Here is a 6,223-nt window from a genome sequence, read left to right as displayed (position 1 = left end):
TGGACGGGCGCCAGCAACTGGCGACCCCACCTGAAATCGCCGAACTGATCGGCCTTGCCAGCAATGGCGATTCCGGCGAGGTGGCCAAGACGACCAGGCTGGTGGCGCCGCGACAGATCGCCAAGGCCAAGGACCGCCGCCGCATGGAAGTGTCGATGGTCACCAAGGTCGGCGACCGCGACGTCATCCACACCATGCCTTTCGTGCAGATCAAGATGGCGCTTGCGGCCGGCCACACCACCAGCCGGGCCTACCCGCCTTTCGATCCGATGCAGGTGTTCGGCGACGACGGCGACGACACGCCGGCGCAGCCAGCGACGGCATCGGCCGCATCCGGTCAGATCTACGGCGCCAAGGTCGAAAGCGAGATGAGCCTGAAGACCGTCGATTTCCCCATCGAGACGGCCTCCTTCGACGAAAAGAGCGACCTGTCCGCCGACGAGGTCGAAAAGGTGGTGCGCGAAGCCGGCACCGACCTCAGCGACGGCGCCGTGCAGGTCGCTTCGCTCCACTACGTCGACCCGCAGCGATTCGGCGACGCCTTTGCCGAGTCGATGGCCGGCTCCTACGACGTCAAGATCGTGCCGGAAAACGTCTCGGTGTCGCCGCGTGCTGCCATTGACGACCAGGCTCCGGCTTTCGCCGAGGAAATCATTCCCTTCACCAAGGACACCGACCTCACCGAGGCCTTTGCCGATTCGGGCTATACAGGCGACGACGCCACCGGCATGGCCGAAGCAATCGCCAAGCTGTTGAACGCGCCGACGCTGAAAGCCGGGACGGTGCTGCGCGTCGGCCTCGAGGTTCACGGCGATGCCGCCAAGGTCGTGCGCACCAGCGTCTACGACAAGACCACGCATATCGTCACCATCGCGCTCGACGATCGCGGCCAATACGTGCCGGCGCAGGAGCCGGATCCGAATCCCGAGCTGCTGACCGCGTTCGATGATTCGTCGGCACCCGTGGTGGTCCGCGGCAACCTGCCCAACGTCTATGACGGCATCTACCGCACCGCCTATTCCTACGGCATGTCGAAGAAGATGACCCAGCGACTGATCAAGCTGCTGGCGTCTGGCGTCGACTTCCAGTCGCGACTCAATCCGTCGGATCGCCTCGAAGTGCTGTTCTCTCAGCCCGACGGCGACGACCAGACATCAGACGATTCCGAGCTTCTCTATGTATCGGCGACCTTCGGCGGCACGACGCGCAACTTCTATCGCTTCCAGATGCAGGACGGCAGCACCGACTATTTCGACGAGGATGGATCGAGCGCCCAGCAGTTCCTGCTGCGCAACCCACTGCCCAACGGGAGATTCACCTCCGGCTTTGGTGCACGCAAGCATCCTATCCTCGGCTACGTCCGCATGCACACAGGCACCGATTGGGCCGCCCCGATCGGATCGCCGATCATCGCCGCCGGCAATGGTGTCGTCGAGAAAGCCGGCTGGGCCGGCGGCTATGGCAAGCAGATCATCCTGCGCCATGCCAATGGCTACGAGACTTCGTACAATCACCAGAGCGCCTTCGCCAAAGGCATCGCGCCGGGCGTTCATGTTCGCCAGGGCCAGGTCATTGGCTATCTCGGCCAGACCGGCCTCTCAACAGGTCCACATCTGCACTACGAGCTGATCGTCAACGGCACCAAGGTCGATTCGATGCGCGTCCGCTTGCCGGTCGGCAAGGTACTGAAGGGCGACGACCTCGTCGCCTTCAAACGCGAGCGCGAGCGCATCGACGATCTGCTGAAGCAGGAAGATGGCAATTCGCTGAAGGTCGCGAGCGCCAAGATCGACGGCTGACCCGCCGGCTTTTCAGTCCTGCCTGGACTCGGCGCGCCGCGACCAAGGCAGTGGCGAGCCGGAAATTGTCGTCCACGCGATGACGGCGGAAAGCAGGCAAAGCAGCGCCGTTACCGAAGAGACCACCGAAAATGCGGCGTCGCTGGCGACGAGCCTTGCCGCATCGAGCGCCGGCGCAAGATCGGTCGGCGCCGGTTCGCCAAAGCCTGGCACGCCTGATATCGCACTCCCGTCCAATGCATTGGCGTAGACCCAGGCGGCCAGTGACCCCATCGCCGCCACCGCGATCAGGCCGCCAATGCGCGAGACGGCATTGTTGATGCCCGAAGCTGCCCCTGTATCCTTGTCTTCCACCGCCGTCATGATCGCGGTCGACAGCGGTGAGACGACCAGCGCCATGCCGAGCCCCATCAGCGCCATCAACGGAAATGTTCCCGTCCAGAAATTGTGGATGCCGGCATGGGTGAGCAAGGCAAGTCCGGCGAAGGCGAAAGCCACGACCAGGCTGCCGCAGGCGATCGGGAAGCGCGGCCCGATCCGGTCCGATAATTGGCCGACCGGTCCCGACAGAAGCGCGATCGATGCCGACAGCGGCAGGAAGATGAAGCCGACTTCGGCCGTGCTCAGCCCCCAGCCGGCGATCAGCAGCATCGGCAGATAGAACAGATTGGCCGACAGCGCGAAATAGAGGAAGAAGGTCGCGAGATTGGCACCGGCGAAGGCGCCGATGCGAAACAGGCTAAGGTTGATCATCGGCTCGCGCTGCCGCTTCTCGAACAGGATGAAGACGACAAGCAGCACGACGCCGGCAACAATGCGCGGCCCGGCCATACGGCCCTCGCCGCTGGAACTCATCGAGGTCAGCCCATAGGCGAGCGCGCCGAAGGCCAATGTCGCCAGCGCCCCACCGCCAAGATCAAGGCTGCGTTTTTCCGTCGGCGCATCGGCCGGAATCTTGGCAAGCAAGAGATAGATCGAGATCAGACCGAGCGGCAGGTTGACGGCGAAGATCGCCCGCCAGATGCCGCCGCCGAAAGCCGACAGCACGAAGCCGCCGAGCACCGGGCCAAGTGCGGTGGTCAACGCGGAGGCGGCGGCCCAGATGCCGATCGCGCGGCCGCGTTCTTTCTTCGGGTAGGCCTTGGCGATGATGGCGAGACTGCCCGGCACCATGATCGCCGCACCAATCCCCTGGAGGGCGCGAAACGCGATCAACATGACAGCATTCGGCGCCAGCGCACAGGCAAGCGACGCGGCGACGAACAGCACGATACCGGCGACGAAGGCGCGGCGCAGCCCGAACCGGTCGCCGGCGGCCCCGCCGGCAAGGATCAGCGCCGACAGCGTCAGCGCGTAGGCATTGGAAATCCACTGCGCCTCGGCAAGGCTGGCGCCGAGGTTGACGCGGATCGCCGGCATGGCGATGGCCAGGATCGAACCGTCGATGAAGCCGAGCGCCGAGGCCAGGATCGCCGCGATCAGCACGAAGTGCCGCTGCGATTGCGGACAGAACGACCCGTTGGCAACCGGGCTGGTCAGCGGGACGGCGGCGGCTTCGCTTGGTGAATGCATGGCACCCTGCTTAGACCGCAAGCGCGCCGGCAACAACCGGCCAGCAGCTTGCAGTCCTTGAAACCAGCCAGTTGGCCAGGATGCGCACACCCGGGATGCAAACAGCGGCAGTCATGCTAAGTTTTCTGGAAGGCGGCCGGCGGGAGAAATCGATGAAGCGTCCACTTGAAGCATCGGCGGAAGGGCGCGGCCGCATCGTCGGCATCACCGACGGCGTCTTCGCCATCGCACTCACGCTCATCGTGCTCGAGATCAGGGTGCCGGCGCATGAGGCAATCCATTCAGAACACGATCTGCTTGCCGCCATCGCGGCACTGGCGCCACGCTTCCTGACCTATGCCTTGAGTTTCCTGACCCTGACCATCTTCTGGTTCGGCCAGCAGGCGCAACATGGGCTTATCGCCAAATCCGATAGACGGCTTGCGACGCTGAACCTCTGCTTTCTTGCCTTCATCGCCCTGCTGCCGTTCTCGACTGACCTTCTGGCCGACTTTCTCGAATTCAGGACCGCGGTGCTGGTCTACTGGCTCAACCTGCTGATGCTCGGTCTCACCCTGTTCGCCAGCTGGCGCTATGCGGAGAAGAACGGCTTTGTCGCGGAGGATGTCGACGCCGAAACCAAGCGCACGGTCTATCTGCGCATCGTCAAGGCGCAGATCCTGTGGGCGGTCGGCGCCGCGCTGTGCCTGATCAACCCGTTGCTCAGCGTCGGCTTCATTCTGGTCGTGCAGTTGATCTATGCCGCTGCGCTGCGCGGCTCATTGCTGCGCAACGTCATCGGCTGAAGGTCCGCCGACGAACTCCACGGTGACGCCTGGCGACACCAGCTTGGCGAGCTCGCGCGCGTCCCAGTTGGTCAGGCGCACGCAGCCATGGCTTTCGGTCTTGCCGATCTTCGACGGTTCCGGCGTGCCATGAATGCCGTAGGTCGGCTTGTCCAAGGCAATCCAGACCGACCCTACAGGTCCGTTGGGGCCTGGCGGAACGGTCAGAATTTTGTCGTTCTGGCCCTGCTTGAAATTGATGTTCGGGTTGTAGGTGTAGTTCGGGTCGAGCGCGATGCGTGACACGGCGTGGATGCCGGTGGGCGACGGCGTGTCGGCCGAGCCGATGGTCGCGGGATAGGCTGCGACCAGCTTGCCGCCCGCATCGTAGGCGTACACTTCTTTCTTGGTCTTGTCGGCGACGATGCGCGCGACCGGCGTCGACACCAGCTTGCCGAAATTGGCGACCTTGATGATCGTGCCGGGGCGGTTGAAGTCGAGGCCCTTGTTGATCGACTTCAGATAGTTCTCGTCCATGTGGAAGCGCTCCGCCAGCGCCTCGGTGACAGAGGTGTAGCACATGCAGTTGAGCTGCGCCTTCTGGCTGTAGTCTTCCGGGATCGAGGCGACATAGGGCCCGGCCGCGTCCTCCGCCGTGATGGTGTAGTTGGCGAAGGGATCGCCACCGGATTGTGCCAGTGCTGCTTGGATGCCAACCGCATCGGTAGACTTCAAATTGCTGCCGGTGATCTCATTGTAGGCGGCGAGCGCCTTGTCGACATTCGAACCGAAGCGACCGTCAATGACGCCAGGCGAAGCACCACCGCGGTCGAGCAGCACTTGCAATGCCGCGACGTCCTGGCGGGCTCCCAGCGACAGCGACGGATCGACGGCGGCCTTGCCACTGGTGTCCGGCGGCAAGGCGGCCTGCGTTTCCGGATTGGTCTGCTGCACGTCCGGCTGGTCCGACTGCGCCGGATCGATCGAGGCCTCGTTGAGCGGTTTGCGCTTGATGGTGCCTGGCTTTGCCGGCTGCGGCGCGTCGGGATAGTTATCGTAACTGCCGTCGTCCTGCGGCGCCGGCGGATAGGCCTCTACGGAATTATCACTATTGGGATCGTATTCATCGGCCGGCGGCGGGATGACCCGGCCTTCCTCTTCCAACTGCTTGCGGCGGAACCGCGCCATGTCTTCCGGATCGTCGAGATAGTAACGATCATCGTCGGCGGGAGCCCGGCCCAACTCGCGCAGCCTGGTTTCGCGGCGCAACGCACGCCGGTCGAGCCGTGTCTGCGGCGGCTGGATGGCGATGACCTTGCCGGTATCGGCATCGACGATGACGCGGTTGCCGCGGGCGTCGTAATAGATGTCCAGATTTCCGTCCTGGGCGACGAGAACGCCGCCGTCACTGGCAGCGCGGGCAATCCTTGGTGCGTTGTCCTGTGTCGGCGCGGCAAGCGCGGCAGAAGACACAAGCCCGGCGGCAAGCGCCGAAAGGGCAAAAATCGTGCGGAACATCGTGGCCAAACTCTCCGGTCCGTAATTGCCGCCGCCCGGCAGTGGTGTGCCTGTAAGGCGAACCCCTTCGCCAGCAAACCAGTTACCCACCATATGGTTCCAACATGAACCGGGCATGAAGATGGCGGTTTCCCGGCGTATCGACGAATATTAGCTAGCTTCCGGCGAGCCCCAGATCCTTGCGCGCCTGCTTGGTCAGCTTCAGGGCGACAAGGCGATGGCTCTCGCGCAGATAGTCCTTCAGCGCACCATCATCCATGCTCTGGCTTGTCCGACGCTGGATCCATGTCATGCCGCGCGAGGCAAGGTATGGCGCGGGCAGCAAGCCCGGCTGCTCCTTCAACACATCATAGGCGATGTCGGAACATTTGAAGGTGACGAAGAGCTGCTGGCCCTGATCCCAGCCGCCGATCGCAAACACCTTGGTCCCGACCTTCCAGACATGGGCGCCGCCCCACTGGACGACATGGTTTGTCGCGGGCAGCGAGGCGCAGAAGCCGTTGTAATCGTCCAGCGTCATCCGCCCCCCACCATCAATACGGAATGAAAACGCCGCGCGTCCAGCTTGGA

General features: G+C 63.7%; 5 protein-coding genes (1 of these 5 cut by a window edge). 2 read left to right on the top strand and 3 right to left on the bottom strand.

Features of this window, described 5'->3' with window-relative positions:
- A protein-coding gene (locus AC0V7N_RS10275) for a M23 family metallopeptidase (protein WP_475456995.1) crosses the window boundary here: on the top strand, positions 1–1,799 show its 3' portion. 172 nt of this gene lie to the left of the window's left edge; the window shows 1,799 of its 1,971 coding nt (coding positions 173–1,971); its start codon lies off the left edge, out of view; its stop codon occupies positions 1,797–1,799.
- A 12-nt stretch (positions 1,800–1,811) separates the two neighbouring features.
- Here AC0V7N_RS10275 and AC0V7N_RS10270 read toward each other — a convergent pair whose 3' ends face one another.
- Positions 1,812–3,371, bottom strand: coding sequence for an MFS transporter (locus AC0V7N_RS10270; RefSeq protein WP_475456993.1), 1,560 nt, complete (start codon positions 3,369–3,371; stop codon positions 1,812–1,814).
- A 152-nt stretch (positions 3,372–3,523) separates the two neighbouring features.
- Here AC0V7N_RS10270 and AC0V7N_RS10265 point away from each other — a divergent pair, with 152 nt between their 5' ends.
- Entirely contained in the window at positions 3,524–4,156 is a 633-nt protein-coding gene (locus AC0V7N_RS10265) for a TMEM175 family protein (RefSeq protein ID WP_475456991.1), read from the top strand.
- Here the strand turns inward: AC0V7N_RS10265 and AC0V7N_RS10260 are convergent.
- Positions 4,130–5,653, bottom strand: coding sequence for a L,D-transpeptidase family protein (locus AC0V7N_RS10260; RefSeq protein ID WP_475456989.1), 1,524 nt, complete (start codon positions 5,651–5,653; stop codon positions 4,130–4,132). The genes AC0V7N_RS10265 and AC0V7N_RS10260 overlap by 27 nt on opposite strands.
- A 154-nt stretch (positions 5,654–5,807) precedes the next feature.
- A complete protein-coding gene (locus AC0V7N_RS10255; RefSeq protein WP_475456987.1) occupies positions 5,808–6,173 on the bottom strand; it encodes an MmcQ/YjbR family DNA-binding protein in 366 nt (121 codons plus the stop codon).
- Between the last annotated feature and the right edge of the window lie 50 nt (positions 6,174–6,223).

The sequence above is a fragment of the Mesorhizobium kamtschaticum genome (assembly GCF_056174585.1).
Note: the sequence above shows the minus strand (reverse complement) of the source record. Positions and strands in the feature narration are given on the sequence as shown.

What these genes read in the sequence shown, in the direction of transcription:
- AC0V7N_RS10270 (WP_475456993.1), bottom strand. Translation starts at nt 3,371, where the DNA reads ATGCATTCACCAAGCGAAGCCGCCGCCGTCCCGCTGACCAGCCCGGTT.
- AC0V7N_RS10265 (WP_475456991.1), top strand. Translation starts at nt 3,524, where the DNA reads ATGAAGCGTCCACTTGAAGCATCGGCGGAAGGGCGCGGCCGCATCGTC.
- AC0V7N_RS10260 (WP_475456989.1), bottom strand. Translation starts at nt 5,653, where the DNA reads ATGTTCCGCACGATTTTTGCCCTTTCGGCGCTTGCCGCCGGGCTTGTG.
- AC0V7N_RS10255 (WP_475456987.1), bottom strand. Translation starts at nt 6,173, where the DNA reads ATGACGCTGGACGATTACAACGGCTTCTGCGCCTCGCTGCCCGCGACA.